This is a genomic window from Vibrio sp. QJM3NY_35, assembly GCF_057785915.1.
The window spans coordinates 51,779-78,433 of record NZ_CM173507.1 but is presented as its reverse complement, the minus strand read 5'-3'; the positions used below and the strand labels follow the sequence as shown (position 1 = coordinate 78,433).

25 protein-coding genes are annotated in these 26,655 nt (G+C 45.6%); 9 read left to right on the top strand and 16 right to left on the bottom strand.

Annotation, left to right across the window (positions count from 1 at the left end; translation table 11 throughout):
* Window positions 1–373: 373 nt before the first annotated feature.
* Window positions 374–808, bottom strand: a complete 435-nt coding sequence (locus tag AC3CH3_RS00360; protein ID WP_488537469.1) for a GNAT family N-acetyltransferase — start codon at window positions 806–808, stop codon at window positions 374–376.
* A 75-nt stretch (window positions 809–883) separates the two neighbouring features.
* The gene (gene hemB, locus AC3CH3_RS00355; RefSeq protein ID WP_017060158.1) at window positions 884–1,927 is read right to left on the bottom strand and encodes a porphobilinogen synthase; all 1,044 of its coding nucleotides are present in this window, start codon (window positions 1,925–1,927) and stop codon (window positions 884–886) included.
* Between the two features lie 208 nt (window positions 1,928–2,135).
* Between hemB and AC3CH3_RS00350 the strand changes: the two genes are divergently transcribed.
* A complete protein-coding gene (locus tag AC3CH3_RS00350; protein WP_019826526.1) occupies window positions 2,136–2,897 on the top strand; it encodes a TatD family hydrolase in 762 nt (253 codons plus the stop codon).
* Window positions 2,898–3,239: 342 nt separating this feature from the next.
* Window positions 3,240–4,547 carry an IS4 family transposase gene (locus AC3CH3_RS00345; protein ID WP_488537011.1) on the top strand — a complete coding sequence of 436 codons (1,308 nt, stop codon included), beginning with the start codon at window positions 3,240–3,242 and terminating at the stop codon, window positions 4,545–4,547.
* 61 nt (window positions 4,548–4,608) lie between these two features.
* On the opposite strand, the gene tatC is transcribed toward AC3CH3_RS00345, so the two are convergent.
* The 7 genes from tatC to rmuC all read right to left on the bottom strand — a co-directional run bounded on the left by tatC (window position 4,609) and on the right by rmuC (window position 10,909).
* Window positions 4,609–5,364: a twin-arginine translocase subunit TatC gene (gene tatC, locus AC3CH3_RS00340; protein ID WP_017060156.1), complete on the bottom strand. Its 756-nt coding sequence runs from the start codon at window positions 5,362–5,364 to the stop codon at window positions 4,609–4,611.
* Between the two features lie 112 nt (window positions 5,365–5,476).
* Window positions 5,477–5,884: a Sec-independent protein translocase protein TatB gene (tatB, locus tag AC3CH3_RS00335; protein WP_019826529.1), complete on the bottom strand. Its 408-nt coding sequence runs from the start codon at window positions 5,882–5,884 to the stop codon at window positions 5,477–5,479.
* A gap of 3 nt (window positions 5,885–5,887) precedes the next feature.
* Entirely contained in the window at window positions 5,888–6,142 is a 255-nt protein-coding gene (gene tatA / locus AC3CH3_RS00330) for a Sec-independent protein translocase subunit TatA (protein WP_017060154.1), read from the bottom strand.
* A gap of 54 nt (window positions 6,143–6,196) precedes the next feature.
* The gene (gene ubiB, locus AC3CH3_RS00325) at window positions 6,197–7,831 is read right to left on the bottom strand and encodes a ubiquinone biosynthesis regulatory protein kinase UbiB (RefSeq protein ID WP_488537468.1); all 1,635 of its coding nucleotides are present in this window, start codon (window positions 7,829–7,831) and stop codon (window positions 6,197–6,199) included.
* Window positions 7,828–8,433 carry a ubiquinone biosynthesis accessory factor UbiJ gene (locus AC3CH3_RS00320; protein WP_017063051.1) on the bottom strand — a complete coding sequence of 202 codons (606 nt, stop codon included), beginning with the start codon at window positions 8,431–8,433 and terminating at the stop codon, window positions 7,828–7,830. Before AC3CH3_RS00320 ends, ubiB begins: the two co-directional genes overlap by 4 nt.
* Before the next feature lie 98 nt (window positions 8,434–8,531).
* A complete protein-coding gene (ubiE, locus tag AC3CH3_RS00315; RefSeq protein WP_026012235.1) occupies window positions 8,532–9,311 on the bottom strand; it encodes a bifunctional demethylmenaquinone methyltransferase/2-methoxy-6-polyprenyl-1,4-benzoquinol methylase UbiE in 780 nt (259 codons plus the stop codon).
* Window positions 9,312–9,376: 65 nt separating this feature from the next.
* Window positions 9,377–10,909 carry a DNA recombination protein RmuC gene (gene rmuC, locus AC3CH3_RS00310; protein WP_048612430.1) on the bottom strand — a complete coding sequence of 511 codons (1,533 nt, stop codon included), beginning with the start codon at window positions 10,907–10,909 and terminating at the stop codon, window positions 9,377–9,379.
* A gap of 138 nt (window positions 10,910–11,047) precedes the next feature.
* Here rmuC and AC3CH3_RS00305 point away from each other — a divergent pair, with 138 nt between their 5' ends.
* Complete coding sequence (locus AC3CH3_RS00305) at window positions 11,048–11,944, top strand: DMT family transporter (RefSeq protein ID WP_488537467.1); 897 nt, start codon at window positions 11,048–11,050, stop codon at window positions 11,942–11,944.
* A 141-nt stretch (window positions 11,945–12,085) separates the two neighbouring features.
* Here the strand turns inward: AC3CH3_RS00305 and AC3CH3_RS00300 are convergent, their stop codons facing one another.
* From AC3CH3_RS00300 to ftnA, 3 genes are all read right to left on the bottom strand, one after another.
* Window positions 12,086–13,279, bottom strand: a complete 1,194-nt coding sequence (locus AC3CH3_RS00300; protein WP_488537466.1) for a BaiN/RdsA family NAD(P)/FAD-dependent oxidoreductase — start codon at window positions 13,277–13,279, stop codon at window positions 12,086–12,088.
* Window positions 13,280–13,528: 249 nt separating this feature from the next.
* Window positions 13,529–13,852, bottom strand: coding sequence for a universal stress protein UspB (gene uspB, locus AC3CH3_RS00295; protein WP_009848060.1), 324 nt, complete (start codon window positions 13,850–13,852; stop codon window positions 13,529–13,531).
* Window positions 13,853–13,920: 68 nt separating this feature from the next.
* Window positions 13,921–14,448 (bottom strand): non-heme ferritin, encoded by a 528-nt coding sequence (gene ftnA / locus AC3CH3_RS00290; protein ID WP_488537465.1) that lies wholly within the window; start codon window positions 14,446–14,448, stop codon window positions 13,921–13,923.
* 189 nt (window positions 14,449–14,637) lie between these two features.
* Between ftnA and uspA the strand changes: the two genes are divergently transcribed.
* Both uspA and AC3CH3_RS00280 read left to right on the top strand, forming a co-directional pair.
* The gene (uspA, locus tag AC3CH3_RS00285) at window positions 14,638–15,072 is read left to right on the top strand and encodes a universal stress protein UspA (RefSeq protein ID WP_017060149.1); all 435 of its coding nucleotides are present in this window, start codon (window positions 14,638–14,640) and stop codon (window positions 15,070–15,072) included.
* Window positions 15,073–15,124: 52 nt separating this feature from the next.
* Entirely contained in the window at window positions 15,125–16,003 is an 879-nt protein-coding gene (locus AC3CH3_RS00280) for a carboxylate/amino acid/amine transporter (protein WP_019826545.1), read from the top strand.
* A 112-nt stretch (window positions 16,004–16,115) separates the two neighbouring features.
* Here AC3CH3_RS00280 and AC3CH3_RS00275 read toward each other — a convergent pair whose 3' ends face one another.
* From AC3CH3_RS00275 to AC3CH3_RS00265, 3 genes are all read right to left on the bottom strand, one after another.
* Complete coding sequence (locus tag AC3CH3_RS00275; protein ID WP_488537464.1) at window positions 16,116–16,706, bottom strand: hypothetical protein; 591 nt, start codon at window positions 16,704–16,706, stop codon at window positions 16,116–16,118.
* Window positions 16,707–16,847: 141 nt separating this feature from the next.
* A complete protein-coding gene (locus AC3CH3_RS00270) occupies window positions 16,848–17,627 on the bottom strand; it encodes a class I SAM-dependent methyltransferase (protein WP_488537463.1) in 780 nt (259 codons plus the stop codon).
* Window positions 17,628–17,739: 112 nt separating this feature from the next.
* Window positions 17,740–20,862: an EAL domain-containing protein gene (locus AC3CH3_RS00265; RefSeq protein ID WP_488538143.1), complete on the bottom strand. Its 3,123-nt coding sequence runs from the start codon at window positions 20,860–20,862 to the stop codon at window positions 17,740–17,742.
* A 126-nt stretch (window positions 20,863–20,988) separates the two neighbouring features.
* On the opposite strand from AC3CH3_RS00265, the gene asnC reads away from it, so the two are divergent.
* Window positions 20,989–21,453 carry a transcriptional regulator AsnC gene (asnC, locus tag AC3CH3_RS00260; protein WP_008218581.1) on the top strand — a complete coding sequence of 155 codons (465 nt, stop codon included), beginning with the start codon at window positions 20,989–20,991 and terminating at the stop codon, window positions 21,451–21,453.
* Between the two features lie 102 nt (window positions 21,454–21,555).
* Here the strand turns inward: asnC and prlC are convergent, their stop codons facing one another.
* Window positions 21,556–23,598: an oligopeptidase A gene (gene prlC, locus AC3CH3_RS00255; protein WP_488537462.1), complete on the bottom strand. Its 2,043-nt coding sequence runs from the start codon at window positions 23,596–23,598 to the stop codon at window positions 21,556–21,558.
* 279 nt (window positions 23,599–23,877) lie between these two features.
* Between prlC and AC3CH3_RS00250 the strand changes: the two genes are divergently transcribed.
* From AC3CH3_RS00250 to AC3CH3_RS00240, 3 genes are all read left to right on the top strand, one after another.
* Window positions 23,878–24,717 carry a 23S rRNA (adenine(2030)-N(6))-methyltransferase RlmJ gene (locus AC3CH3_RS00250; RefSeq protein WP_048612424.1) on the top strand — a complete coding sequence of 280 codons (840 nt, stop codon included), beginning with the start codon at window positions 23,878–23,880 and terminating at the stop codon, window positions 24,715–24,717.
* Window positions 24,718–24,905: 188 nt separating this feature from the next.
* Window positions 24,906–26,261, top strand: coding sequence for a glutathione-disulfide reductase (gorA, locus tag AC3CH3_RS00245; RefSeq protein ID WP_488537461.1), 1,356 nt, complete (start codon window positions 24,906–24,908; stop codon window positions 26,259–26,261).
* A 130-nt stretch (window positions 26,262–26,391) separates the two neighbouring features.
* Window positions 26,392–26,643, top strand: a complete 252-nt coding sequence (locus AC3CH3_RS00240) for a DUF6482 family protein (RefSeq protein WP_248638680.1) — start codon at window positions 26,392–26,394, stop codon at window positions 26,641–26,643.
* Window positions 26,644–26,655 lie beyond the last annotated feature (12 nt).

The following is a 26,655-nucleotide window of genomic DNA, read 5'->3' as shown; positions in this document are numbered from 1 at the left end:
GCTGATGGCGTTTTATTCATAAAAATACGTGCCACTAAATATGCATCTTGTTGAAATGGTAGGTATAAAAAAAGCGACACCCGAAGATGTCGCCTAGCAAAAACCGGTAAAGCCATTCAAATTGAATACCACAGCTTTACCTAAAAGCTATAAATTACACTGGAAGCAATGTGAGCAATGTCGTGTCAAAAAGAACTTAGTACAAGTTCGCGAGAATTCTGTTGGGTAACCAAGTAGATACTTGAGTACTTAACATCCTTGTGAACATTTCCTCATTCCCTAAGACGAAGTTAATAATAATGATTCTCATTTAATAGTCAACACTTAAATGATAATAAATCTCATTTAATTTATGAGCCGTTAACAACAGTGCTTAAATTTGCTTCAAAAAATGGATTCTATGGTCATTAATGTCTTCTTTTTCTTCAAATTTTTCGATTAGGTAACCGTTTCTCAATAACAGGCGCAACATTGCAGGGAACTGGTTACGAGACTTAACCTTTAACTGCTTGTAACCCTGCTCTTTAACCCACTGTTCTTGAGCGTCTAATTGCACCTGTGCAACGCCTTTATTCCTCGCGAGCGGTGACACGCCACCAAACCAGCTGTAAAAAGTATCTTGCTCCAATTCATAGCCGATCTTAAAGCCAAGCAACACGCCAGCTTCTTCAGCCACTAAGATAAGGTTCTTTTTCCCTGCCAGTCGCTCTGATAGAGAAGCGACACTCTCTTTTTTAGCGAACTCAGAGATCTGCTCAACCACAGACACCACTTCTTCTAAAGAACCTTCACGTACGACAACTGACATCTTATTCATCCTTATAAACGAAAGGGCTGGCACAATGGCCAACCCTTTACTGATCACTTAAGTGAACTCTACCGATTACTTTTCTTTTAAGTGCTCTGCGGCTTGTGCATTGTCTTCTGCAAGCCATTCAGCCACATCTTTAGCGAAGTAAGTAAGAATGCCATCAGCACCAGCGCGCTTAAAGCACAGCAGTGATTCCATGACGGTTTCACGCTCTTTAAGCCAACCGTTTTGGATCGCTGCTTTGTGCATCGCATACTCACCAGACACTTGGTAGGCAAATGTCGGCGCTTGAAGTTCATGCTTCACACGGCGCACGATATCTAGGTAAGGCATGCCAGGCTTAACCATCACCATGTCGGCACCTTCATTAAGATCCATCGCAACTTCGTGAATCGCTTCATCACTGTTCGCAGGATCCATTTGGTAGTTCTTCTTGTTACCACCTTTCAGGTTCGAAGCACTGCCGACGGCATCACGGAATGGACCGTAGTAGCACGATGCATATTTCGCCGAGTAAGCCATGATTTGGGTATGAATATGACCTGCTTCTTCTAACGCTTCACGGATCTTACCAATGCGACCATCCATCATATCTGACGGTGCAACCACGTCAGCACCTGCTTCAGCGTGTGATAATGCTTGCTTGATCAACACTTCAGTCGTCTCGTCATTCATCACGTAACCATCTTCATCGATGATGCCGTCTTGGCCGTGAGTGGTGAACGGGTCTAGTGCTACGTCAGTAATAACGCCAATGTTTGGCACATGCTCTTTTAGTAAACGTACAGCGCGCTGCACCAAACCTTCTGAGTTATGAGCTTCAGCTGCGCATAAACTTTTAGCGTCTTGGTTCACGACTGGAAATAGAGCAATCGCAGGAACACCCAGTTTTGACAGGTAATCTGCTTCCTCGAGCATGTAATCGATCGACAAGCGTTCAACACCTGGCATTGACTCGACAGGCTCGCGGCGGTCTTTACCCATTAGGATAAACATTGGGTAGATTAGATCATCCACAGACAATTGATTTTCTGCCATTAGGCGACGGCTAAAGTCGTGCTTACGCATACGGCGCATACGGCGACCTGGGAATTGACCTTGAATTGAAACAGACACTAGATTCTCCTTGCCTAGTCTAAGTACCGAAATACTTAGATATGAAAAGTGCTAAATACAGGCAAAAGCATATCACTGATGGCTCAGGACGCTAGCAGTAAAATATAAAACCCACTCAAAAACAGGGAGAAATGGCAAAAAATGACCTTCTCCTCACACTGCCGTATACTCATGACAATTCAGTAAAGACCGCTTTCAGGACAAAACAATGATCGACACCCATGCTCATATTTACGCTAGCGAATTCGATGAAGACCGTGAACAAGTGGTGCATCGCGCAAAAGCTCAAGGTATTGATACCATTCTATTACCGAACATCGATTTAGAATCTATCGAGCCAATGTTAGCGACGGAAGCTCAGTTTCCTGATGTGTGCCGTTCAATGATGGGCTTACACCCTTGTTATGTGGATGCGAATATCGAGCAAACCCTGAAAACCATTCGAGCTTGGTTTGATAAGCATGACTTTATCGCCGTGGGTGAGATTGGTATCGACTTGTACTGGGATAAAACCTTCAAGGCTGAACAAGAGATGGCCTTCGTGACCCAACTGCAGTGGGCAAAAGAGCTCGATCTACCTGTGGTGATCCACACTCGTGATTCTATTGAAGAGACACTTGCCCTACTTCGAACAGAACAAGATGGCAGCTTACGCGGAGTGTTCCACTGTTTTGGTAGCAGCTTAGAGGAAGCTCAAGCAATCAATGCGTTAGGTTTTCACTTAGGTTTAGGCGGTGTTTCGACCTTTAAGAACTCAGGGATGGACAAGGTAATCCCACATCTTGATATGGATTACGTCATTCTAGAGACAGATTGCCCATACTTGGCACCAACACCGAATCGCGGTAAACGCAATGAGCCAGCCTATACAGAATTGGTGGCAAAACGCATCGCCGAATTGCGCGGAATTACCCTTGAAGAAGTCGAAAACATAACCAATACCAATGCTAAATCATTGTTTAATTTATGATAAATCTATTAATAAGTAATTATTACGGATTTGCCCTGAATTTATTTTAGAAAGCTAAGTGATATGTATAGTATCAACCACCTGCATATGGAGGTAGTTGATTATGTGTGACCATTCACAACACTTACAACGTCAACATCGAACTCTATGGCATAAAATTTTGGGCATCAAAGAGCTCTATATATGTCAGAACTGTGGCTATCAGTTAAAGATTCGATAAACAGACATAATAAAAAAGCGGCCCTAGGCCGTAATGCCGATCAGTTAGAGCCAAAGTGATCGGTTGAACGATCCTTCAGAGCTGTCAAAATCCAAGTGTATTTAATGCACTTGGATTTTTTTATGGATGTTTCTCAAGCTCTAAACATAATTAATGATTGGAAACCTAGCAACGTTGAAACTTTGTCTGACTTGCTTCCAATTGACCTCATCGACGAAGCTTATTCTCTTACTGATACTGTCACGATGAGAAAGAGGAAATTAACTCTAGAATCCATGGTTTGGTTACTTGTTGGAATGGCTATCTACAACAATAAATCCATGAAAGACTTAGTTAATCAGCTTGATATTGTCGACCGTACGGGTAAAGCTTTTGTCGCACCGAGCGCGTTGACTCAACGTCGAAAGACGTTGGGTGAAGACGCAATTAAAGCGGTCTTTGAGCGAATGACAACTTCATGGTTAAAAAGTGCAAAGTTACCTCAGTGGAATGGATTAACGCTGCTTGGCGTCGATGGAGTTGTTTGGCGAACGCCCGATAACCCGCAAAATGAAAATGCATTTTCTCGACAAAAAGGGACACAATATCCGCAAGTGAGAATGGTCTGCCAAATGGAACTAAGCAGTCACATTATCACGGCAAGTGCCTTTGATAATTACAATACAAACGAAATGGTATTAGCTGAAAAACTGGTAGAAACAACACCAAACCATAGCGTGACAATGTTCGATAAGGGGTTCTATTCTTTAGGTTTATTACATAAATGGCAAGACTCTGGCTCAGAGCGCCATTGGCTTATCCCCCTCAAGAAAAATACACAATATGACATTGTTCAATCTTTAGGGCGAAATGACAAACTTGTTCAATTACACAGTAACCCAAGAGCTAGAAAGCTATGGCCTGATTTACCAAAGTCGATAACCGCTCGACTTGTCACTCGTAAAATTAAAGGAAAAGACTACCAAGTATTAACCTCCATGACGGACTCCCTGCGTTACCCATCAAAAGATATTGCAGGCCTTTATGAACATCGTTGGGAAATAGAGCTAGGCTACCGAGAGCAAAAACAATACATGCTTGGAAACCGTCTTACGCTGCGAAGTCGTTTACCAGAGCTGGTCAAGCAGGAGTTATGGGGTATCTTGCTTACTTACAATTTAATCCGATATCAGATGGTCGAGCTCTGCTTAAATTTAAAGGGAAATTACCTTCCCTATCAACTGAGTTTTAACGGCACATTAGCTCATGTATCAGCGTTACTTGTAGGCTTACCTTACTCAACACCAGGAGCAATACCTCGTCAGTTAAAGGGGTTTCACAACATGGCTGAAAGCTTAATACTTGAAGGGCGAAGGGAAAGAACATTCCCTAGAACAGTTAAGCCTAGACCACAACGGTATGCTAAGAACAAAAATGCCGTTCACTCTTAAGTGAACGGCATTAGCCCTAGGCCGCTTTTTTATTATGTGATTCTTACTGAAGCATTCCGAATTAAGATTCAGCTTCTTCCTCTTCATCCGCATCTGGCTTACGCGTATAAAAACGTGCGAAGAACAGACCAATCTCAAACAGAATACACATTGGAATGGCCAACAGTGTCTGTGAGATCATATCGGGTGGTGTCAGCATCATACCGATGATGAAAGCACCTACGACGATGTAAGGACGCTTTTCAGACAGAGATTGAGGCGTTGTTGCACCCGTCCAACATAGCAAGATAATCGCAACGGGCACTTCAAAGGCAATACCAAAAGCAAAGAACAGCGCGAGTACAAAATCAAGATAGCTTGAGATGTCGGTTGCGAACTCTACTCCCCCTAATGATATGGCCGTAAAAAAGCCAAATACCAACGGGAATACAATGAAGTAAGCGAACGCCACACCACAGTAAAACAGCAATGAACTTGAAGCCAATAGCGGCATGATCAAGCGTTTTTCATGCTTGTATAAACCCGGAGCAACAAAAGCCCACACCTGATACAAAATAAACGGAACCGCGAGGAATATAGACGCGATCAAGGTTAATTTCAGTGGTGTAAAAAATGGCGATGCAACATCGGTTGCGATCATCGTCGCCCCTTCCGGTAGACGATCTACCAAAGGTGCTGATACGAATTCATAAATATCATTAGCAAAATAAATTAGCCCGACAAATATCACTAGCACCGCGACAATCGCACGTAGTAGGCGATTACGTAGTTCTAGAAGATGGCTAATTAAAGGTTGTGTCTGCTCAGTCGAAGACATGTCAAACCTCTTAAACAGGAAGATCGAAAAGGAGCCGCACGTGTTTCTATCTTACATAGCTATTTGCTTAAACATCTAGCTACTAAGTATCTGGCGACTCCTCCTTGCGAGACTATTCGGCTTTCTTATCTGACGATGCTGAAGCTTCGCTGTTGACCTGAATGGTTTCAGATTCCACAGTTTCCGTGACACTAGGTTTAGTCTCACTTGGCTTATCAGACTCAGGCTTAGCATACGGACGTTGAACTTCAGCAGCGGCCTGCTTAAGTTCATCGACTGACGCTTTAAGGTCTGGAGATAAATCTTCCATACCCATTTTTTCCGCCTTACGCAGGTTTTCTTGCAGCTCTTGCACCTTAAGCTCATGAGAAAGTTCATCTTTCACACTGTTTGCCATGCTTTTCGCTTGTCCAACAAACTTGGAAATACTGCGAATTGCCACAGGTAAACGCTCAGGCCCTAAAACCACCAACCCAACGACAGATATTAATACCAGTTCCCAAAAACCGATATCAAACACGATTTACGCCTGCTCTTTGTCTTTCTTTGTTTCAGCAGTTGTTTCAGCGTGAGCTTCTGTCTTCTGCTGTTCAATATTCTTTGGTTCAAAGTCTGCATCTTTCTTATCTGCAGGCTTGTCTTCATCGCTCATTGCCTTTTTGAAGCCTTTAACCGCTGAACCTAAGTCACCGCCCATGCCGCGCAGCTTCTTCGTTCCGAATAGCAAAATTACAATTACAGCAATGATTAGAAGTTGCCAAATACTGATACCACCCATTGTCATTGTCCTCGGGTCTGTCTACACATAAAAAATATTAAGGAAGTCTACTGTCTAACGACGGTAAGCTCGCCAACTTAACAGCCAAAATGTGACACCTGCGATGCCACAGCCCATAGATAGCTGCTCATAAGGGCTTGAAACTAATATTGCGGAGCATACGACTAAAGTGGCTCCAACGCCAAACAAAAACTTTCCAGTTGCTTGCTGACGCTTACTATCTCTATAACCTTGATAAAGCTGATCCATTCTATGGTTCATCGCTTTACCTTGGCGCAAGCTGTCATAAAGTAGCTCTGGCAGTTCTGGCAGTTTTTCTGCCCAGAATGGCGCACGCTCTTTTACTGCGTTGATCACAGCTTGTGGCCCCACCTGATTCATCATCCAGGTTTCAAGGAAAGGCTTCGCCGTTGCCCACAAATCAAGTTGCGGATACAACTGGCGGCCTAGGCCTTCCACATACAACAAGGTCTTCTGCAGAAGCACCAACTGAGGTTGAACCTCCATGTTGAAACGTCTTGCTGTATTAAATAAGTTTAGCAACACATGGCCAAATGAGATCTCGCCAAGTGGTTTTGCAAAAATCGGCTCACACACCATGCGAATCGCGAATTCGAAATCGTTAACGTTGGTGTCGTGTGGAACCCAACCTGAATCTACGTGAAGCTCGGCAACTTTACGATAATCTCGATTGAAGAAAGCCAGCAGGTTCTCTGCTAAATAGCGCTTATCTTCGCTGTTGAGCGTGCCGACAATGCCACAATCCAAACCAATCCACTGAGGGTTATCTGGATTCTCTGGGTTAACGAATACGTTGCCCGGGTGCATGTCTGCATGGAAAAAACTGTCGCGGAACACTTGAGTAAAGAATACCGTCACACCACGTTCAGCCAGCAATTTCATGTTAGTGCCGTTGGCGTTCAGAGTTTCAATATCGGATACTTGAATACCATAGATTCGCTCTGACACCATCAGGGTTTCACTGCTTAAATCAGGGATAACCTCTGGGACATACAGCTCTTCACTGCCTTCAAAATTACGTCGTAGTTGAATCGCATTCGCCGCCTCGCGGCGCAGGTCTAGTTCATCAAGTAACGTTTTTTCGTACTCGTGAACGACTTCAACCGGTTTCAAACGACGTGCTTCAGGAAGCGACTTAGCGACTATACGCGCCATTCGGTGCATTAGTTTTAGATCTGCATCAATCACCGGGCGAATATCAGGGCGAATAACCTTCAGAACAATCTCGCGACCACTCTCTTTGAGCTTTGCGGCATGCACCTGAGCGATAGAAGCAGAAGCCAATGGCTCGATATCAAAGTCGGTAAACCAGTTATCTAGGCTACCACCGAGCGCTTTTTCCATGTCTCGCTTAGCCAATTGACCATCAAATGGCGCCACTTGGTCTTGCAATAGTGCTAGCTGATCAGCGATATGAGGAGGAAATAGGTCGCGACGCGTTGACATCATCTGACCAAACTTAATCCAAACAGGCCCTAACTCTTGCAGTGCGAGACGTAAGCGATGACCCAACTCTTTATCTTGATGCTTGTTCTTAAGCCAAAACAGCGACTTTCGCGCCAGCAAAGGGGCTTTGGTCAATTGGTGCTCTGGCATCAACTCATCAAGGCCATATTCCAACTGTACCTTGATAATATGATAAAGACGTTTCAGTTCTGTTGGGGTCATGCTTTCTCCAACAGAGCGTTCAACTTAGCTTCAAGACGAGCAGCAGAGCTTTTTACGTCATCAACTTGGTCGCAAAAATGCGCGACTTCTAACGGTGCAGGTGCGATCTTCCACTCTTCAGTCAGAACTTGAGCAACATGGTTTTGATGCTTAGTCGCCTGTTTTGCCACAAAGCCACCGACGTTTTTAACGCCTTGTACCAAGGTATGCGCAACCACATCTCCAGTCACACGCGATAGCCACTCTTCCAAGTCAGGCTTGCAGTCTGTCATCAGTTGAGCAAACTTCTGAGCCAGTTGAATATCACCTTCTAAGATCAGCTTATCTTGCTTGATCAGTTTGGTGATGTTCGATTGCTCACGCAGTTCAGGTAACACCGATAGGTTCAAAGATAGGTAGCAGTCAGGCTGCCCTTCGTATTCTGACAACACATCAATTTGTTGGCTGAAAACGAAAGTGAGTGTTTTATTCAACTCTTTCAAATTGACTTGAATGATCTGCCCCTTTAAACGAGACAAACGACGAACCAAAGCTGGATCATCGTTCACGAAAGTATTTAAAGAGGTTTCAATAACCGCGGTTACCAATGGATCAAATGGCATGACTGTCCTTACCTTTGAAAACGGATAAGCCTTAACCTATCCGTTCTATCTTTATTCTTATTGTTTAGCACGCTCAGCGAGCCTGCTACCAAGCTCGACTAGAACTTGTAACCGCGGTGCAGCGCAACAATGCCGCCCGTTAGGTTGAAGTATTTAGTATTCTCGAAACCCGCTTCCTGCATCATGCCTTCCAAGGTTTCTTGGTTAGGGTGCATGCGGATAGATTCTGCAAGGTAACGATAGCTGTCTGCATCGTTAGCAATCAGCTCACCCATTTTTGGCAACAGGTGGAAAGAGTAGGCATCGTAAACCTTTGATAGTGGCTCAAGTACTGGCTTAGAAAACTCAAGAACCAACAGACGACCACCCGGCTTCAGCACACGGTACATTGAACGCAGCGCTTGGTCTTTGTCGGTAACATTACGCAGACAGAAGCTAATGGTAATGCAATCGAAGTAGTTGTCAGGGAAAGGCAGCTCTTCAGCATTGGCTTGAACGTAATGTACGTTGCCAACAATACCGCTATCACGCAGTTTATCGCGGCCAACATTCAGCATTGAGTTGTTGATATCAGCAAGAACCACGTGGCCTTTTTCACCAACGATACGCGAGAATTTCGCAGTCAGGTCGCCAGTACCACCACCAAGATCTAGGATACGTTGACCCGGGCGAACGCCACTGCAATCAATCGTGAATCGCTTCCACAAGCGGTGAACACCACCCGACATTAAGTCATTCATGATGTCGTATTTAGCGGCTACAGAGTGAAATACCTCTGCTACTTTCGCGACTTTTTCGTCTTTTGCGACTGTTTCGAAACCAAAGTGTGTGGTTTCTGACTCTACTGCTGAATTTGTCTGCACGCTTGTGTCCATAATGCTGTTATCTACCATGGTAAGTTCTCATCGACAGCGCTCTTTGTATTTAGAGGCGCTGCGGCCGATTAGTTTACTTTATCCTCAGCAGGTTGTCTTTCTACTAAGGAGGCATTTTCTGAAAAAGCCTCATTTTGCGCCATTTCAGCCAAACCAATCGAGATCGGTTTCTTCACTTCAACACCCAATTGTTTGAAGCTTTCCGCCTGACGAATCACGTTGCCTCGCCCCGTCACTAGCTTATTCATCGCCCCTTGGTAGCTTTGGTTGGCTCTATCAAGTGAGCTGCCAAGGCCTTCCATATCATCAACAAACAGGCGCAGCTTGTCGTAAAGCTTGCTCGCACGTTCCGCGATAACTTGTGCGTTCTGGTTCTGTCTGTCGTTGCGCCACAGGTTATCAATGGTACGCAGTGCCACCAGCAAAGTAGTTGGGCTGACCAAGATGATGTTTTGCTCCATCGCATCTTTCACCAAGCTAGGATCCGCCTGAATCGCCACTTGAAATGCTGGCTCAACCGGGATAAACATCAACACGTAATCCAGACTCTGTATGCCTTTGAGCTGATGATAATCTTTCTGGCTCAAGCCTTTGATGTGCGCTCGCAATGACACCAAGTGATCACGCAATGCAGCATCTCGCTGCTGGTCGGTTTCGGCATTGAAGTAGCGTTCAAATGCCACCAACGCCATTTTAGAATCGACCACCACTTGTTTATCTTGTGGCAAATGGACAATCACATCCGGTTGATAACGCTTGCCCGCATCGTTTTGCAGGTTCACTTGCGTTTGGTATTCGTGGCCTTCGCGCAGCCCTGATTCAGCAAGCACGCGAGCCAATACCACTTCGCCCCAGTTACCTTGTTGTTTGTTATCACCCTTGAGCGCTTGAGTCAGGTTCACCGCTTCACGCGTCATGCTCTCATTCAGACGCTGCAGGTTTTTAAGTTCATGTACCAAGGTGTGACGCTCTTTGGCCTCTTGGCTGAAGCTATCGTTCACTTGTTTCTTGAAGCCTTCCAACTGCTCTCTCAATGGAGACAACAAACCTTCTAAGCTTTGCTTGTTCTGCTGATCGACCTTAGCGGTTTTGGTTTCAAACAATTGGTTCGCTAACAATTCAAACTGCTGCTTAAGTCGAGACTCGGCTTGTTCTAGCAACTGTAGCTTTTCGCTATTGGCGAGGTTTTCTTGGTCATGCCTTGCTTCTTGCTCGCGCAGCTCGGCTTCTAATTCAGACTTATGATCCTTAAGTACATTGATCTCATCGGCGTATTGCTGGCGCTCTTGCTTCACTGCCTCAAAGTAGCGCAGCTTTTCCATCGCAGCCATCACCTTACCGTGCGCCTGCTTGAGCTCGAATGCCGCTTTGTCTCGGTCATCATCTAACTCATTGAGTTCTTGTTGCGCCTCTGCGAGTGATGATTTGAGCTGGGCTTGCTGAGATTCATGCAACAAACGATCGGACTCTAGCTGCTGCTCGAGCAATCGCTGCTGAAAAGAGAGCTTCTGTTTAATCCACCAACCCACCACACCGCCACTGACGAGCGCGCCAGAAATTGCAGCAATAAGCGTTGCCTGATGTTCGATAATCCATTGCATGATAATGATTTAGCCTAATTGGAAATAACTCATTAAATGGTATTTTGATACTGGATAAATGTCCAGTTTGCCGAATTAAAATTCGACAGATAGACTAGGCGCTCCGTATTCTGTCCCATCAAATTAGAATGAGTTGCCATGAATGAACGTCGTGCCTTGGGCTTTGGCCTTTCCGCAGTACTGCTGTGGTCAACGGTCGCTACTGCTTTTAAGCTGACCCTTGCTGAGTTTTCACCTATTCAAATGCTGACCATCGCTAGCATTGTGTCGTCGATTGCACTGATCGCAGTCTGCGCTTTTCAAGGCAAGCTTTCTCAGCTGAGTACAACGTTCCTTTCAAACCCTTGGTATTACCTGCTTCTCGGCTTGGTTAACCCATTGGCCTATTACCTGATTCTATTCAAAGCCTACGACCTGCTGCCCGCCTCTCAAGCTCAAGCCATCAACTACAGCTGGGCTATCACGCTAACCTTAATGGCGGCGGTTTTTCTGGGGCAGAAGATTCGTAAACAAGATTGGGTGGCGTGTACCTTCAGCTATGCAGGTGTGGTGGTTATTGCGACTAAAGGCGATGTGTTAGGCATGCAGTTCGATAGCCCACTTGGTGTGGCACTGGCGCTGCTTTCTACTCTGCTTTGGGCGGGATATTGGATTCTCAACACCAAAAACCAGGCTGACCCTGTGGTTGGCGTATTGCTTGGTTTCTTAGTAGCATTGCCCTTCGCGATCGGTTTAACCCTTTTTGAGGGCGAAAGCTTTAGCCAAATCACAGCGAAAGGTTGGATGGCCGTGACTTACGTCGGCCTATTTGAGATGGGCATTACCTTTGTCTTATGGCTATCAGCACTGAAGCTGACCAACAACACAGCGCGTATCAGCAATCTGATTTTTGCATCACCGTTTATCTCGTTGATGCTACTTTCGACCATCATTGGCGAAGAGATTCACCCAGCGACACTGTTTGGCTTGGTACTGATCATTGCTGGTTTAGTGATTCAGCAGATCAAGTTTTCAAAAAACAAAGCTCGTAAATAAGCGCTAAAAGATCCAATTGAGCACGAAAAGCCATCGATAAAGTCGAATCTAGAGCTAGAACACAATGTTAGATACAAAAATGGCGAGTCGTATGACTCGCCATTTTTATATAATTTAAAATCTAGTAAGTAAGCTAAAAGCTTAAACCCACTGACCTGCTGCAAAGCCAGAACTCCAACACCATTGGAAGTTATAACCACCAAGCCAGCCAGTAACGTCCATTACTTCACCGATGAAGTAGAGGCCAGAAACGCTCTTACATTCCATGGTTTTTGACGATAGGTGATTGGTGTCCACACCGCCTAGAGTTACTTCGGCCGTTCGGTAGCCTTCAGTGCCGTTTGGCGCGATTTTCCAATTTTCTAGGTGATCTACGATCTCGTTCAGCTGTTTTTCATTGAACTGCTTGAGCGGCTTGTCTTCCAGCTCTTTACGGTCAATCAAGACTTCCACAAAACGCTTCGGCAGTGCTTTCGCCAAGGTGTTTTTCAGGCTCTGATTTGGGTGCTTCTCGCGAGAGTTAGCCAGCAGCTCAGCTACATCGACTTCAGGTACTAGATTAATCGAAACCGACTGACCTGCTTTCCAGAACGAAGAAATTTGCAGAACTGAAGGACCCGATAGGCCGCGGTGAGTAAACAGCAACGCTTCTTTGAACAAGGTTCCGTCTTGCGCGGTGATCTCGGCAGGAATTGCGATTCCCGAAAGCTCTGCGAAAGCTTCTTTATCTTCTTTATGCAGAGTAAATGGCACTAAGCCTGCGGTAGTTGGCATCACAGACAAACCAAATTGCTCGGCAATCTTATAGCCAAATGGCGTTGCGCCCAGCTTAGGCATCGACAAACCACCTGTCGCGACAACCAGTGAGTCACACTCAACTTCGTCGGTATTGAGGTGCATCTTGAAGCCAGCCTCTGTTTTCTCGATGGAGTGAACATCACAACGGTAGCGTTGTTCGACTTTCGCCTGCTTACACTCGTCAAGCAGCATGCTCACGATGTCTTTTGCAGTGTGGTCATTTACACAGAACAATTGGCCGTGGTCTCGCTCTTCGAACTCAATACCGTACTTGCTCACCATCGAGATAAAATCCCAGTTGGTGTATTGAGATAAAGCTGACTTCACGAAGTGAGGGTTGTTACACAGGAAGTTGTTGGCTGAAACATCATAGTTAGTGAAGTTACAACGACCGCCACCTGAGATTAAAATTTTTCTGCCTGGTTTCTTTGCATGATCAACCACCAGCACTCGTCGGCCGCGTTTACCAGCTTCCGCAGCACACATTAAGCCTGCGGCGCCCGCACCAATTACGATTACATCAAATTTTTCACTCATGTGGTTCTGCTTTTCTTCACTTTTGCAGCCCGAGTACACCCTGTTCTCGAAATGCCATCAATAAAAAAGGATGTGCATAAACAGCACATCCTTACTAATTGCTCGCTATTTTAGCGGCAATTTTAAACTTTGCAATTGATGTTCAATTGTACAATTTGCAGACAGCAGCAAAACCACTACTTGGCTTAGCGAACCAACAACCAAAGCTTCACACCAAAACCTAAGCTCTACTTCACACGTACTAAAAACTTAGACGATGAAAGAAGACAGCAAGGTTACACCTAGCAGAGCGGAAGAGAGTATGAATAACTGTCTTACACGATCGCACTTCGAAGTAAAAACTTCGTCATGATGATGGTGATATTCTTTACTTTTGATGTAACTGAACAGGCGAACCTGTTTGGTCATATTGCCATGGGTTGTGAAAAAACCGCCTCCGTCTACTTGTTGATAAAGTAGAGGATGCGCTTCTCGCATAATATAAATGAGCGTTCTTAGCGCAGTAAAATAACGCGCCCAGTTCACGCAAGTCACAACCATTAGTGCAAATAGAATAGTGTCGCCGCTGATCATCCTTTCCTCCCTACATCTTCATAAGAAAACTCAAAAGAAAAAGATAATCAGTGTCTTTCTCGTACTACCTAAACGGCAGGAGCTTCCATAATTGAAGATGAACCATCTTTTGCCAATTGCGCTAGGTCTTTATCAATAAAGAACAGTGCTTTACCGTCTTCACCAACAAGCTCTAGCTTATCCAATACACCTTTAAACAACTTCTCTTCTTCGTGTTGCTCTGCAACGTACCATTGCAGGAAGTTAAAGGTTGAGTAGTCTTGTGTGCTGAAAGCAACGTGAGCCAGTTTGTTGATCTTTTGAGTAATCATCTGCTCATGTTCATAAGTTTCACGGAACACTGCACCAAGGCTATCAAATTCATGTTTTGGCGCTTCAATCGCACCTAGAATTGGCATTGCACCTGTTTCACTTACGTAAGTGAAAAGACGCTGCATATGTTCCATTTCTTCTACTGCATGACCACGCAGAAACTCTGCTGCACCTTCAAATCCTTTGTCTTCACACCAAGCACTCATTTGTAAGTATAGATTGGATGAGAAAAATTCTAGGTTAATTTGATCATTCAGTTGCTCAACCATAGTTTTTGACAGCATTTAAGACTCCTAATTACATCCTCAATTTTCTCTACTATATCACTATTTAATGAATATCTCGCAGGCCATTAGTTAACCAATATTTCGAGCTGTCATTACGCAAGACAGTGGATATGAGATCACTTCAGCAAAAAAAGCCATCGCATAGTGCTAATCTTAAATCAGACAATGAATAAAGGAGGTAGCGATATGAGTTACAAACATATTTTGGTCGCGGTCGATTTATCAGAAGACAGCAAATTAATTGTGGATAAAGCGGTAGCATTGGCTAAGCCATTGGAAGCCAAAGTCTCTTTTATCCATATCGATATTAACTACGCAGAGCTGTATACCGGCCTGATTGATATCAACATGGCCGAAACCCAGCACAACGCGATGGAAGCGTCTCGTATTCAGCTGCAAAATTTTGCGGAGCATGCCCAATACCCGATCACCCATACCCTAGTAGGCAGTGGTGATTTGAGTCATGAGCTGTGTGACACCATCAACGAGTTCAATGTTGATCTCGTGGTTTGCGGTCACCATCAAGACTTTTGGAGCAAGCTGCTCTCTTCAACACGCCAACTGATCAACGCCTCTCCGGTTGATATGCTGGTCGTGCCTCTAAGAGATTCAGAAGACTAATGATTTAAGGTTAGGTAACATACAGCTCATATCTTATTAACGAAGTTTTACTATGAGCTATTTAGCTGGTGTTACCCTCCTATGGGCCTTCTCTTTTAGCCTGATCGGCGTTTACCTTGCGGGTCAGGTTGATTCTTGGTTCTCTGTTTTAATGCGTGTTGCCCTTGCTGGCGTCGTATTTCTTCCTTTCCTAAAGTTTCGCGGCGTATCGCGTAAGCTGATCGCTAAATTGATGGCAATTGGTGGTGTCCAGCTTGGCCTGATGTACTGCTTCTACTATCAGTCTTTCTTACTGCTATCCGTTCCTGAAGTTCTTTTGTTTACCGTTTTCACGCCAATTTACGTCACGCTGATTTATGACTTTCTCAAAGGGCAATTCTCTCCGTGGTACCTAGTGACGGCGGCAATTGCGGTATTGGGCGCAGTATTCATTAAATTCGCAGGCATCAACGAAAACTTTTTAGTTGGCTTCCTCGTCGTGCAAGGCGCGAACCTGTGCTTTGCTATCGGTCAGGTGGGCTACAAGGTTGTGATGGAGAAGGAATCGACCGAGTTACCTCAGCGAACCGTATTTGGTTACTTCTACTTAGGAGCGTTATGCGTTGCGTCAGTGGCTTTCATGCTACTAGGCAACCCAGAGAAACTGCCCACCACCACACTTCAATGGGGAATCCTGATCTACCTTGGCTTGATTGCGTCGGGGCTGGGTTACTTTATGTGGAATAAAGGCGCATGCATGGTGAATGCTGGCGCGCTGGCAGTGATGAACAATGCCTTGGTTCCTGCTGGCCTGGTGGTGAATATCCTGATTTGGAACAGAGATGTCGATTTAGTTCGCTTGTCTATTGGTGGCGCCGTTATCTTGTTCTCTCTATTCGTCAATGAGACGTGGGTAAAGAAGCGCGTAGCAAGATCTGCAAGCAATGCCTAAGGGATTTAAATGAGCTGCATGAGTTAGCTCAGATAACCCAAAAAAGCAAAAGAGCGACCTAAGGTCGCTCTTTTTAAATCATCGCCGTAGCGATAAACCATTCGAATCAGCATCAATGGATGTGATTGTGGCTCATTACCTGAGTCTTGGTTTCAGTGAAAGCAACATCATCAAGTTGTAGGTTGATGCGTTCAAGATCACTTTCCAGTTTCTGGCTTTTCTTAAACAGCTTTTGCTGCTTCTTAATCATCTTCGCAAGCTTTTTGTTGTACTTTTCTTGTTTCTTAGCCGCTTTCTTCGCTTGTTTGAGCTCCGCTTTCTCATCACCGCTCGCCTTCGCCATCAGTTTTTTCACCTTGGCTTTCTTCTGCGCGGCTTCTTTTTTGGAAAGCTCAGGGGCAATATCAGCAGCGGCAGGATCGAACATTTGTACGCTCGGTTCAATTGTCTCGTTGATTTCCGCAAGCGATAACTCTGGTGCAGGTAATGTTTCCGCTAGCAGGCCGCATGCGACTTTCTCTTCAACGGGTTTGTTTTGACAATCAAGAGGTGGAATTGCGGTGGGTTTGCATAGATTCGCTTGATCCGCCGAAGAACGCGCGCAAGAACGACACACGAACTTAGGTTCAGTCACTAAGCTGTGGATCTCGCCCAAGTGCTCAGTGATATCTCGACGGTTTAACTTACAAAAGCGTTTAGCCATGCTACAACTCCAGCTAAGAATAATAATGATTCTTAGTTAGATATACATCCGTAACGCGACTATCGCAAGTGTTAAATGGCAATTTATCGTATTTATGACGGGAAATTTTCTTAGCGTGTAGCTAAGTTATTGATGCTTCCGCTAAGTCATTGATGCTTTCACATACACGTCAAAACGGTTCTTTTTGGTTTCGATCGCCATGCTCGGTTTTTGCTCGTCTAACCAAGCTGCGTAATCCGGTCTTTTAACCACAACTCGCTTCGATGCCAACTTCATCGCTGGCTCAAATAGACCATCAGCATCCAGATCGGCACCCACCAAAGATTGGAATACGCGCATCTCTTTTTTGACCAAAGCCGACTTCTTTTTGTTCTCTGGGTGTGGGTACATTGGGTCGAGGTACACCACGTCTGGCTGTTCGAAGTCAGGATCGCTGCTGAGCTTATCCAACGCATCGTGACTGGATGCGTGAATCAGCTTCATACGTTCACTGACCCAACCACCGATGTCTGGGTCTTGTTGCGCTCGCTGCAAGCCATCATCAAGCAGTGCAGCCACAACTGGATGACGCTCGACCATTTGCACCTTACAACCCAGAGAAGCCAACACAAACGCATCGCGCCCTAAGCCTGCAGTACCATCAAGAATAGTTGGCGTTGCGCCTTTGTTTAAACCCGCTGCTTTGGCAATCGCCTGACCTTTACCACCACCAAACTTACGTCGGTGACCAACAGCGCCTCCCACTAAATCAACAAAGATAGCGCCAAGCTTAGGCTCATCGACTTTACGTAACTCAAGTCGCTCACTAGTCAGTACCAAAGCAAAATCACTGCTTTCATCATGAGATAAGTTCCAGCGGGTCGCTAAGTCATTCAAATGATCGATTTGGGTAGCATCTTCGCAAATCAGTTGTAGTTGCAAGGTCGTCTCCAACAGACAGTAGTATTCAAAACAAAAGAGGCAACCAGTTTACCTGATTGCCTCAACAATACATATTAGCGGTGAAAAGTATTCCCAGCTAAAGTCGGCTTACCTAAACCAATGACTCTGTCTCTCGTTCTTGTCTTAACTCTTCAACGAGCTCTGCGAGTGGTTTAGGTCGGCCTATGATGTAGCCCTGCGCGTAGTTCACACCCAACTCAATCAGCTTGTCGATGATCTGGTTATTTTCAACGAACTCAGCTACGGTGTGCTTGCCCATCTGCTTGGCAAGATCATTGATCGAGCGAACCATCACATGGTCCATCTCATTGACATCAATATCACGCACAAACAGGCCATCGATCTTCACAATATCGACGGGCAGTTTTTTCAGATAACCAAATGACGATAGCCCTGAGCCAAAATCATCCAATGCAATCATGCAGCCAAGCTCTTTAATACGAGTGAAGAACTTGATCGCCTGCTTCATGTTACTCATGGCCGCTGTTTCGGTGATCTCTAAACAAATCTTATGACACGGTATCGATGAATCGCTCAGGCTATCTATCAAGAACTCGACAAACTCACGATTACCCATCGAATGACCAGAGAGGTTGATTGAACACATCCCCAACTCCTCAATAACCTCAGGGCGTTGCTCCAACCAACTCAAGGTTTGACTGACGACTTGGCGGTCAATCAAATGCGCGATGTTATAACGCTCTGAGGCTGGCATGAAGATCCCTGGCGAGATGTATTCCCCTTGGATGTTCTTGATGCGCACCAAGATCTCAAAGTGCATTTTATCGCTGTCTTCATCTAGGCCAAGAATTCGCTGAGCAAACAGTTCTAAGCGATCGTTAGCCAAGGCCTCATGCACTAGGTTAACGCACTCCATCTCTAGATGACGACGACGCAGGTCTTCATCATCTTGATGGTAAAGATGGTAGCGATTGCGACCTTCTTCTTTAGCGGCATGACAAGCAGCATCCGCCTGAGCGTGCACCATCTGCGGTGAAGCCGCAGTATGGTCAATCAATCGAATACCGATAGAGCACGTCAGGTTGAGTCGAATATCATCCCACAAGAATGGATTCTCACTCATCATCGAGATAATACTGCGACACACATTAACCGCGTCTCGCTCAGTACAGTCTTTCATTAATACTGCAAACTCATCACCACCCATTCGCGCTAACACCGCATTGTAAGGCAGTACGTCTTCTAGCAGTTTGGCGCTAAACAAGATCGCAGCATCACCCGCTTCATGTCCTGCGGTGTCGTTCAAGACCTTTAACTGATCCAAATCTAGGAACAACATTGCGTGAGTTCGCATGTGACTCTCAACCTCTTTCAGCGCTTTTTGCAGCTCTTGCTCAAAGTGGTTGCGGTTAAAAGTGTCAGTCAGTAGGTCATAGCGAGCCTGATACTCTAGCTTTTCAGAAAGCTCGTGCGTTTCGGTGATGTCTTCACCCACAATCAACAGCTGATCAGACTCCACCAACGGGCGGATATTTTCACGAATCCAGATCTTGCTGCCGTCGGCATGGCGATATTCGATATCACGACGCCACACACCACGAATCTTATGCTGAGGTTGCAGCAAGATATGACGAGGAATCATCGCGTTCTCATCAACATAGAATTCTCTAGGGCGATGGCCCAACAACTGATCGAGAGGGTATCCCAAAAGCTCTTCGACAAACTGGTTCACTTGTTGAATGCGATTATTGCCATCGAGCGTAATCATCATCACCGGCTGTTTATCGTAATACAGCTTCAAGTTTGCTTCACGTTGGAACAGCTTATTCTCAGCAAGCTTACGTGAGGTCACGTCGCGCGCCTCAAAGAGAAACTGAATGTCTTCGCCTTCACTGCCCGGCATCGGCTTCAATGAAATATCCAACACCATCGCACCGCGATCTCGACACCACACCTCGGCTTCAAATCGTAAGGCTGGGTGCTCACTTTTTGCGATGAAATATTCGGCTAGCACTTCTCTCGCAGAACTTTCCCAATGTTGGTGTTGTTGCAGCGGCGTTCCCAGTTTATAGCCTTGATTATAAAGCAGCTCATGTAACTTGCTGTTACTCGACAGCAGCACGCCACCCTTATCAATGATGCCCATGAACTGCAGGCTTTGGTCGAATATCGACTCAAGCAGCAGCTGACTTTTTCGGCTGGCACGTTCACTTTTTTTAAGGCGATTAAGGTAATACACCAAGGTCGCGATGACACACGACATCACCAAAAACAGCAAACCTATAGTGCGAATTTCATCGCGGTAGCGTACTAGAAATGACTTCGGCTTATTGAGGAAGGTTACTGAGGCTTCATTCTCTGCACCCAAATCCCAACGTGAGATCTGTTGGTAATCGAGTTTGATTTCTGGCGCGCCAGCAACCACTTGGGGCAGCGGTTTATCCGGATTAGCGAGCACATTCAGTAGCACTCGCCCAGTGTCTCGTCCTTGTGTTTCTCCACTGTGGATCACGCCACCAATCGCACCAAACCCAAGCCTTAAATCATGCACAATATACAATGGCATCTGAGTTTTTTTGTTGAGCTGACGCCAGTCTTCTTTGCTGCTGACACGACCATTGATGTCGCGGTAGTAGGCCCAGAACAACAAGCTTTTAGTTAGATCAGCGCGTTGCGCGAACGTCATCAGTTCTTGATAAGAATCAGGCGTATATTGCTCCACCAGCCCAGAAAACTCAGGGCGTTTGTGTAGAAATAAATCCACTTGAGCGCGAATAGCTTCACCCGTTACCGAGTGATCGGTAACCACGTAAACTTTTTTAACCGTCGATTGAAGTCGATTGATCAGCTCAATATTGCTCGCCATATCAATATCTTCAGTGATACCGGTTGCGTGCAAGCCTTCAATCATTTGCGGAGAAAAATTGTTGATGCCACCAAAAATAACGGGCGTGCCATTGAGTTCGGGCGCTAAGCGTTTCATCAGATTGAGGGCGTTATTATCACTGACGACTACAGCGGCAAACTCTTCATGCGACAGCTTAGTGCGGTATAGCTGATAAATTCGCTCTAAGTATTCAGCGTTTTGAGTTCGCTTGGTATCGAGATAAACAACCCGGTAAGACAAACCATCGCGATCGAGCTCATCAGATAGTCCTTTATGGAAATCATCTGTCCAGAAAAAGCCTTGATGATAAGAGTGAATAACCAACACATCTTTTGCCTGAGCTGAAGCAAAAACACTCCAACACATCACAATAAAAAATAACGAAAATCGCACTGAATTCACCCTAACCCTATAGTTACTGCTAATATTATCACCCTTGGCTATGATGTGTACTCAAGCCGGTATGTTTTTCATTCAACCTAAGGATTATGCATGTCCACAACCACAGCTCGTCTAGATGATCTAGACCGTGCCATTCTCAAAACCTTGATGGAAGATGCACGTACTCCTTATGCTGAAATGGCAAAGCAGTTCGATGTCAGCCCTGCAACGATTCACGTTCGCATCGAAAAGATGAGATCGGCAGACATTATTGAGCGAACGGAAGTTGTGGTAAACACCAAAAAGCTGGGTTACGACGTGTGTTGCTTTATTGGCATCAACCTTAATGCTGCCAAAGATTACCACTCGGCGATCGCTAAGCTGAATGCCTTAGACGAAGTGGTTGAGGCGTACTACACCACTGGTGCTTACAATATCTTTGTAAAGCTGATGTGTAAGTCGATAGAAGAGCTGCAGTTTGTATTGATCGATAAGCTGCAAGCGATCGATGAAGTTCAGTCGACAGAGACACTGATTTCATTGCAGAACCCTATCAACCGCAATGTGAATCCATAACATTGATTCGCCTTGCTTGGCATCAAACACAGACAAAAAAAGAGCCTCTAACTAGAGGCTCTTTTCGCAATTAACTCTTAATAAACTAGATAGTTACCGTAATTATGCGTTAATGCCCGCGTGACGAAGCATTGCGTCGATTTGTGGCTCACGACCACGGAAGCGTTTGAACAGCTCCATTGGCTCTTCACTGCCACCCATTTCAAGGATGTTGTTCAGGAAGCGATTACCCGTTTCAGTGTTGAAGATACCCTCTTCTTCAAATGCTGAGAACGCATCTGCCGATAGCACTTCTGCCCACAGGTAGCTGTAGTAGCCCGCGCTGTAACCACCAGCAAAGATGTGACCAAAGCTGTGTGAGAAACGGTTCCAATCTAGGCTTGGCAGTACCGATACCTTAGACTTAACATCCGCTAGCGTTTCTAGTACGCGACCACCCACTTCAGGGTCGTACTCTGTGTGTAGCGTGAAATCGAACAAACCAAGCTCTAGCTGACGCAGGATAAACATCGCAGATTGGAAGTTCTTCGCCGCTAGCATCTTCTCTAGCATCTCTTTTGGTAGCGCTTCACCCGTTTCGAAGTGACCAGAGATGAACGACAGCGCTTCCTCTTCCCAACACCAGTTTTCTAGGAACTGACTTGGCAATTCAACCGCATCCCAAGGCACGCCATTAATACCCGCAACTGCGCCCGCTTCTACTTGCGTCAGCATGTGGTGAATGCCGTGACCGAATTCGTGGAATAAGGTTACCACTTCATCGTGAGTAAACAGTGCTGGCTTATCACCAACAGGCTTGTTGAAGTTACACGTTAGGTAAGCAACCGGCGTTTGCAGCTCACCAGACTCAGTAATGCGACGACCACGACAGTCATCCATCCAAGCGCCACCACGTTTGTGTTCACGTGCGTATAGATCTAGGTAGAAGCTACCACGCAGTGTTCCGGTCGCATCAAAGATATCAAAGAAACGCACAGACTCATGCCAAGTGTCTACACCTTCACGCTCTGTTACCGACATACCAAACACGCGGTTCAGTACCTCAAACAGACCTGAAACCACATTAGATTCTGGGAAGTAAGGGCGAAGCTCTTCATCAGAGATCTCGAACAGCTTCTGTTTTTGTTTCTCGCTGTAGTAAGCGATGTCCCAAAGATTCAATTCAGAAACACCAAACTCTTTCTCAGCAAACTGACGTAGCTCTTCTACTTCGCGCTCACCTTGTGGTTTGGCTTTTACTGCTAAGTCGTTGAGGAAGCCAAGTACTTGGTCTGGCGTTTCTGCCATCTTGGTCGACAATGATTTTTCGCTGTAGGTGCTGAAACCCAGCATGCGAGCGATTTCGTGACGCAGCTTAAGTTGTTCAGTAATGATCTCAGTGTTGTCCCACTTACCTGCATTTGGACCGCGATCTGAAGCGCGAGTTACGTAAGCTTCGTACAGCTCTTTACGTAGCGCTTGGTTATCACAGTAAGTCATCACAGGTAGGTATGAAGGGATATCTAGAGTCAGTAGGTAACCTTCTTGTTCTTTAGACTCCGCTGCTGCTTTCGCTGCCGCCAGTGCTGATTCAGGCATACCTGCCAGTTCAGCGACATCTGTGATCTGCTTGCTCCAACCCATGGTTGCATCAAGTACATTATTTGAGAATTGAGAGCCTAGCTCAGACTGGCGCTTACTGATCTCGCCGTAACGATGCTGTTCATCTGCAGGTAAGCCAATGCCCGACAATTCGAAGTCACGCAAAGCGTCGGTAATGGTTTTTTGTTGAGCTTGGTTCAGTGCCGAGAATGCTTCACTCGCCTTGATCGCTTTATACGCTTCGAACAAGCCTTTGTGTTGGCCAACCCAAGTGCCGTATTCAGACAGCACAGGTAAGCAGCTCTCATACGCTTCACGCAATTCGTCACTGTTCACGACAGAGTTCATATGGCTTACAGGTGACCAAATGCGACCTAAACGATCATCCACTTCTTCAATTGGAGCAACCAGGTTGTCCCAGCTTGGTGAAGTATTACCTTCAAGTACTTGTTCTATCTTGTTGCGACACGCTTCAATCACTTGCTCAACTGCAGGCTTTACGTGCTCTGGCTTGATCTGTGAAAACGGAGGTAAGTCCGTGAAGGTTAATAGCGGATTAGACATATAAACATTCCTTTGGCTTTAGAGACTTTCGTCTTTTTTGTAATGAGGTCGTCTTACAGTCATCAGGCTAAAGTTCGCCCTAAAAAATCACCTGCGAATAGTTATTAAATAGTGCCCAACAAGGCAAATTTCAATAGTAGAACCAATAACTAACTGCATATTGCTAGTGACTGTTCCTGAATTGTTCGAGAATTTATGGTCCATTGAGGGTTATAATAGTCTGATTAACCCCACCTACACTAACCACACTCTAATTCGAGAGTGTTACGAGAGTTTAATTTGTTAAGTTATCGCCACAGCTTCCACGCGGGCAACCATGCCGACGTAGTAAAGCATATCGTACAGAGCCTTATTCTTAATTCTTTGAAACAGAAGGATAAGCCTTTTGTTTATCATGACACTCACTCTGGTGTAGGTCGTTACGACTTAACGCATGAATGGTCTGAAAAAACCGGTGAATACAAGCAAGGTATTGCCCGCGTTTGGGAGCAAAAAGACCTTCCTGAAGACATTCAAAGCTACCTTGAGTCTATTTCCATTCTAAATAATGGCGAGAAACTGCGTTACTACCCAGGTTCTCCACGTGTTGCACGTGCACACCTGCGTGACCAAGACCGCATGGTTCTGACTGAGCTTCACCCAGCCGATCACCCTCTGCTTGAGCAAGAGTTCCACCGCGATCGTCAGGTATCTATCTACAAAGAAGATGGGTTTAAGCGCTTAAAGGGCAGCCTGCCACCAAAAGAACGTCGTGGTTTAGTACTGATCGATCCACCTTACGAGCTAGCAAAAGAGTATCGTGATGTCGTGACAGCAATCGCTCAAAGCCACAAGCGCTGGGCAACTGGTATCTACGCAATTTGGTACCCGGTAGTAAACCGCTGTGATATCGAAGATATGATCGAAGGTCTCGAAGGCTTAGGCATCAACAAGATTCTACAAATCGAACTTGGCGTATCACCAGACACCAATGAGCGTGGCATGACAGCATCAGGCATGATCGTGATTAACCCGCCTTGGAAGTTAGAAAGCCAAATGAAAGAGATTCTTCCATTCTTGAAGGAAGCAATTGCTCCGGCGACCGGTCACTTCAAAGTAGAGTGGATCGTACCCGAGTAATCTCGAACTTAACGTCATGCTCTGACGAATATTCAGCAGATTGTGACGTACACGAATAAATTTTAAACAGGGAGATTGAGTTCAACCGATCTGCCCTCAATATAATAATTAGACAATTTAAGAATCTATAGGACGTAGGTGTTCAGTGCGCTCACTGTACCCACAGCCTTCAATAAATGGAGAAAGTAATGGCGACTCATTTTGATTACATCTGTATCGGCGGCGGTTCAGGCGGCATCGCATCAGCAAACCGCGCAGCAATGCACGGTGCAAAGGTTGCACTTATCGAAGCTCAAGACCTTGGTGGTACTTGTGTAAACGTTGGTTGTGTTCCTAAAAAGGTAATGTGGCACGGCGCTCAAGTTGCTGAAGCTATCAACCTATACTCTGAAGATTACGGCTTCGACGTTGACGTAAAAGGCTTCAACTGGAGCAAATTAGTGGAAAACCGCCAAGCGTACATTGGCCGTATCCACCAATCTTACGATCGCGTTCTTGGTAACAACAAAGTAAACGTAATCAAAGGCTTTGCTAAGTTCGTTGACGAGAAAACTGTTGAAGTTAACGGTGAACACTACACAGCTGATCACATCCTGATCGCAGTTGGTGGTCGTCCAACCATTCCAAACATCCCAGGCACAGAATACGGCATCGATTCAAATGGCTTCTTCGACCTAATGGAGCAACCTAAACGTGTCGCTGTTATCGGCGCAGGCTACATCGCAGTAGAAATCGCAGGCGTACTAAGCGCACTTGGCACAGAAACGCACCTGTTCTGTCGTAAAGAGTCACCACTTCGTAGCTTCGATCCAATGATCATCGAGACATTGGTTGAAGTAATGGAAGCGGAAGGCCCAACACTGCATACACACTCTGTTCCAAAAGAAGTAGTGAAAGAAGCTGACGGCACACTGACTCTACACCTAGAGAACGGCAACACTCAAAACGTTGACCACCTAATCTGGGCTATCGGTCGCCACCCAGCCACTGACGCTATCAACCTAGCATCAACTGGCGTTGCAACTAACGACCGTGGCTACATCAAAGTAGACGAGTTCCAAGCAACTAATGTTCCTGGCATCTACTGTGTTGGCGACATCATGGAAGGCGGTATCGAGCTAACACCTGTCGCTGTTAAAGCAGGTCGTCAGCTTTCAGAGCGCCTATTCAACGGCCAAACAAACGCGAAGATGGACTACAAGCTAGTTCCTACTGTTGTATTCAGCCACCCGCCTATCGGTACAATTGGTCTAACGACTCAAGAAGCTGAAGAGCAATACGGCAAAGACAACATCAAGGTTTACACGTCGGGCTTCACGGCAATGTACACAGCAGTAACCAAGCACCGTCAACCTTGTAAGATGAAACTAGTATGTGCTGGCGAAGAAGAGACTGTAGTTGGCCTACACGGCATCGGTTTCACTGTTGATGAAATGATTCAAGGCTTCGGCGTTGCAATGAAGATGGGCGCAACCAAAGCAGACTTCGACTCTGTTGTGGCGATTCACCCAACTGGCTCAGAAGAGTTTGTAACGATGAGATAATCGACACCTTTTGTTGATAACTCTTAAAAGCAGGCCTTGTGCCTGCTTTTTTATGCCCACTCTTGAACCTTACTCCCCAACTCCACGTAACACAGATACTAACCTATCTAGAACAGCAATGGAGTTTGTTATGAATCTACTAATTGAATCATTTGAAGGCGGGATCTACTTGGCTTACCAAGTTATTGGCGAGCAAAAGCAATTAATTAAAGATGACCACCAGCATCCTATGAAGTTTTTGAGTGTAAACCAAGCACGCGATCACTTTAGCGACCAAGCCGTGGCATCAGCAATGCTGGTTCATAACAGCGCCTACGACGAAATGTGTGGTGAACACTGTGGTAGCACACAACCTTTCGAGATTGATTTGAAGTGGAGTTAAATCAACCTCAAA

Excerpts from the sequence above, each read along its gene's own strand:
- ubiB (WP_488537468.1), bottom strand. The coding sequence starts at position 7,831 with ATGACCCCAACAGAACTGAAACGTCTTTATCATATTATCAAGGTACAG.
- AC3CH3_RS00275 (WP_488537464.1), bottom strand. The coding sequence starts at position 16,706 with ATGGCTAAACGCTTTTGTAAGTTAAACCGTCGAGATATCACTGAGCAC.
- rmuC (WP_048612430.1), bottom strand. The coding sequence starts at position 10,909 with ATGCAATGGATTATCGAACATCAGGCAACGCTTATTGCTGCAATTTCT.
- AC3CH3_RS00300 (WP_488537466.1), bottom strand. The coding sequence starts at position 13,279 with ATGAGTGAAAAATTTGATGTAATCGTAATTGGTGCGGGCGCCGCAGGC.
- AC3CH3_RS00350 (WP_019826526.1), top strand. The coding sequence starts at position 2,136 with ATGATCGACACCCATGCTCATATTTACGCTAGCGAATTCGATGAAGAC.
- AC3CH3_RS00320 (WP_017063051.1), bottom strand. The coding sequence starts at position 8,433 with ATGCCATTTGATCCATTGGTAACCGCGGTTATTGAAACCTCTTTAAAT.
- AC3CH3_RS00265 (WP_488538143.1), bottom strand. The coding sequence starts at position 20,862 with ATGTGTTGGAGTGTTTTTGCTTCAGCTCAGGCAAAAGATGTGTTGGTT.
- gorA (WP_488537461.1), top strand. The coding sequence starts at position 24,906 with ATGGCGACTCATTTTGATTACATCTGTATCGGCGGCGGTTCAGGCGGC.
- tatA (WP_017060154.1), bottom strand. The coding sequence starts at position 6,142 with ATGGGTGGTATCAGTATTTGGCAACTTCTAATCATTGCTGTAATTGTA.
- ftnA (WP_488537465.1), bottom strand. The coding sequence starts at position 14,448 with ATGCTGTCAAAAACTATGGTTGAGCAACTGAATGATCAAATTAACCTA.
- uspB (WP_009848060.1), bottom strand. The coding sequence starts at position 13,852 with ATGATCAGCGGCGACACTATTCTATTTGCACTAATGGTTGTGACTTGC.
- prlC (WP_488537462.1), bottom strand. The coding sequence starts at position 23,598 with ATGTCTAATCCGCTATTAACCTTCACGGACTTACCTCCGTTTTCACAG.
- asnC (WP_008218581.1), top strand. The coding sequence starts at position 20,989 with ATGTCCACAACCACAGCTCGTCTAGATGATCTAGACCGTGCCATTCTC.
- AC3CH3_RS00360 (WP_488537469.1), bottom strand. The coding sequence starts at position 808 with ATGTCAGTTGTCGTACGTGAAGGTTCTTTAGAAGAAGTGGTGTCTGTG.
- tatC (WP_017060156.1), bottom strand. The coding sequence starts at position 5,364 with ATGTCTTCGACTGAGCAGACACAACCTTTAATTAGCCATCTTCTAGAA.
- AC3CH3_RS00280 (WP_019826545.1), top strand. The coding sequence starts at position 15,125 with ATGAGCTATTTAGCTGGTGTTACCCTCCTATGGGCCTTCTCTTTTAGC.
- AC3CH3_RS00240 (WP_248638680.1), top strand. The coding sequence starts at position 26,392 with ATGAATCTACTAATTGAATCATTTGAAGGCGGGATCTACTTGGCTTAC.
- uspA (WP_017060149.1), top strand. The coding sequence starts at position 14,638 with ATGAGTTACAAACATATTTTGGTCGCGGTCGATTTATCAGAAGACAGC.
- AC3CH3_RS00345 (WP_488537011.1), top strand. The coding sequence starts at position 3,240 with ATGGATGTTTCTCAAGCTCTAAACATAATTAATGATTGGAAACCTAGC.
- AC3CH3_RS00305 (WP_488537467.1), top strand. The coding sequence starts at position 11,048 with ATGAATGAACGTCGTGCCTTGGGCTTTGGCCTTTCCGCAGTACTGCTG.